We start from the raw sequence: 2,675 nt of genomic DNA on the forward strand, positions 1-2,675 counted from the left end.
CCGTGATCGATGTCGAGCAGCGCGCCCTGTGCGCCTTCGTACATGATGTGCTCGCCGCGGCGGCGGGCGTCGTACAGCAGCGTGGCGACGTCGTCGATCATCGGCTTCAGGTATTCGCCGAACGCGAGCGCGTCGTCGAGCACCTTCTGATAGTCGACCGCCTCGGCCTTGAGCCACTGCGTGAGAATGAAGTTGTGGTAGTCGACCGCGGCGCGCAGTTTTTCCGGCAGCTCGGACGGATACATCAGGTCGGCAACGCGCACACTGCGGCGCGCGACCTTGTCCTCGTAGGCCGGACCGATGCCACGCCCCGTCGTGCCGATCGCGGACTTGCCCGCCGCCTTCTCGCGCGCCTGGTCGACGGCGATGTGGTACGGCATGATCAGCGGCGTCGCCGGGCTGATCTTCAGGCGCGAGCGCACTTCGACGCCGTTCGCCTCGAGCTCGTCGATCTCGGTCTTCAACGCCTGCGGGGAGAGCACGACGCCGTTGCCGATCAGGCACAACGTGCCCTCGCGCAGGATGCCGGACGGGATCAGGTGCAGCACCGTTTTCTTGCCCTTGATCACGAGTGTGTGACCAGCGTTGTGGCCGCCCTGGAAACGCGCGACCGCGCTGACGCGCTCGGTCAGCAGATCGACGATCTTGCCTTTGCCTTCGTCGCCCCATTGCGCGCCGAGAATTACGACTGACTTGCCCATATTTGGATTTCCACAAGTATACAAAGCGTGATTCCGCACCCGAGTGCGGAAGGGTTGATTCAGTTCTTGCCGGTTTTACCGCATTTCGATTGCAGATTCAGCGCAGCCAGGTCGATCTGATAGATGTCGCCAAGGCCGTTGCCGGGTCCGCGGATCGCTGCAAGATAGGCCTGCGTGTCGAATGGCTTGTCGGCGAGCTTGCGCATCACGCTGCGTGTGCTGCTCCAGAAGAAATATCTGCCATCCGGCGAAATCTTCGGCGCGTATTCGTTGCCTGGCGAGTTGACACCGCCGGCGAGCGGTTCGGCCTTGGTCCAGGCGCCATCGCAGAGGAAACTGACGAAGATATCCGAATCGCCACGACCTTCGCGGTTGTCGGCCATGAAGAACAGCGTGCGCCCGTCCGGCGCGAGAAACGGCTCGTATTCGTCGCCGGCCGTGTTGACCGCATCGCCGAGATTTTCCGGCTCGGCATATTTGCCATCGACCAAGCGCGCACGCCAGATGTCCGTCTTGCCCTTGCCGCCCGGGCGGTCGGAGCCGAAGTACAGCGTACCGTCGGCGGCGACTGTCGGATACCACTCCTGACCTTCGCTGTTGACCGGGCCATCGAGATGGCGCGGCTCGGTCCAGTGATCGCCGACGCGGTCCGTGGTCCAGATGTCGAGGTCACGATGCGCCTTGCCCGGCACCGGGCGATCGGAGATGAAGAACAAATGCTTGCCGTCGGCGGTGACGAACGGATCGGCATCCTTGTACCGGCCGGAAGCGAACGGCGCGAGGGTCGGCTCGCTCCAATGGCCGTCGCGCCAGCTGGAGACGAAAATCGTCCAGTAGTCGAAGCCCGGCGCGTTCTTGAGAAAGTACACTTCCTTGCCGTCGGGAGTGAACGCGGCGTGCGACTCGTGATCGCCGGTCGAGATCACGCCGGCGCCGAAGATCGTCGGTTCGCGCAACGGCCCCGCCACCGCGTACGGTGCAGGCATCGCGGCGTGACCGCTGGCCAAGGCCGCGATCAGCAGAATCGCGGCAACCGGAATATGTGCGCTGCGCATAACGGCTTCGCTTTACGACGGTGCTTACTTGCCCTCGCCCTTTGCCTCGCCGAAGTACTTCATGAACTCCGACTTCGGATCGAGCACGATCACGTCGCCACCGCCGAACGCGCTGCGATAGGCGTCGAGCGAACGATACAGCGCATAGAAGTCGGGATTCTTGCCGTAGGCGGCGGCGTAGATCTCGGTCGCCCTGGCGTCGCCTTCGCCGCGCCTGGTCTGCGCGTCGCGCTCGGCTTCGGCCTTGATCACCTGCACCTGGCGATTCGCGTCCGCGGTGATCTTCGCCGCCTGCTCGGCGCCGGTCGAACGCAGATCGTTGGCCAGGCGCGTGCGCTCCGAACCCATGCGCTTGTACACCGACAGCAGCACCTCGTCGGGGAACTCGATGCGCTTGATGCGCACGTCGACGACATGGATGCCCAGACCGGCGGCGGCCTTGTTCGCCTGGTCACGCACGCGCTCGGTGATGTCCGAGCGCGCGCTCGCGATCAGGTCGGACAGGGTGTGCGAATTGAACTCGAAGCGCAGCGGGTCCTTGATGATCGGCGTGAGCCGGCTGTTCGCCTGGCTCTGGAACGCATCCGGGCCGAACGAACGGTAGTACAGCGCCGGATTCTCGATCTGCCACTTCACGTAGAAATCGACATTGACCGGATTCTTTCCCGAATCGAAGTAACGCTCGGGCTTGGCTTCGAGATTGAGCATGCGCCGGTCGAAGCGCACGACGGTCTGGATCAGCGGGATCTTGAAGTGCAGGCCGGGTGCATAGTCCGAGCTGGCCTTGCCGCCGTCGCCCTGGATGCGGCCGAACTGGGTAACGAGCGCGCTTTCGCCTTCCCTGACGATAAATGCCGAGTTGACCACGAGCACGACAAGGAGCAGCGCCAGGATCGGAGTAAAGAATTTCATTGTGCAC

General features: G+C 63.6%; 3 protein-coding genes. All 3 read right to left on the reverse strand.

Going from position 1 to position 2,675, the window contains the following annotated elements:
• The coding region (locus VF497_RS00795) for an adenylosuccinate synthetase (protein WP_330885293.1) at positions 1 to 701 on the reverse strand (701 nt) is incomplete at its 3' end.
• A gap of 59 nt (positions 702 to 760) precedes the next feature.
• On the reverse strand, positions 761 to 1,756 hold the full coding sequence (locus VF497_RS00800; protein ID WP_330885295.1) for a hypothetical protein: 996 nt from the start codon (positions 1,754 to 1,756) through the stop codon (positions 761 to 763).
• Between the two features lie 24 nt (positions 1,757 to 1,780).
• Positions 1,781 to 2,675 (reverse strand): protease modulator HflC (gene hflC, locus VF497_RS00805; protein ID WP_330885297.1); only part of this gene is annotated, 895 nt, incomplete at its 5' end.

The sequence above is a fragment of the Rudaea sp. genome, assembly GCF_036383415.1.
GTDB lineage: Bacteria > Pseudomonadota > Gammaproteobacteria > Xanthomonadales > Rhodanobacteraceae > Rudaea.